This is a genomic window from Rhodoferax ferrireducens, assembly GCF_003347515.1.
In the GTDB taxonomy this organism is placed as follows: domain Bacteria; phylum Pseudomonadota; class Gammaproteobacteria; order Burkholderiales; family Burkholderiaceae_C; genus Rhodoferax.
In genome coordinates, this window is the sequence record NZ_QEII01000036.1 from 1 (window position 1) to 228 (window position 228).

1 protein-coding gene is annotated in these 228 nt (G+C 56.6%); it reads left to right on the forward strand.

Features of this window, described 5'->3' with window-relative positions:
- Window positions 1-228: Tn3 family transposase (locus C5P05_RS00140; protein ID WP_157979128.1), on the forward strand; the 228-nt coding region annotated here is incomplete at both ends.

Here is a 228-nt window from a genome sequence, read left to right on the forward strand (position 1 = left end):
GTGTGCTGGTGCGAAAAATTTGCACCCTGTCTGGACACCACCGCACGCGTAAGGCCCTTTTCGAGTATGACAAGCTGATCCGCACGATCTACACGCTGCGCTACTTGCGCGACCCTCAATTGCAGCGTGATGTCCACCGCTCGGAAAACCGCATTGAGTCCTACCACCAGCTGCGCTCGACCATCGCCCAGGTTAACGGTAAAAAGGAACTTACCGGACGTACCGACC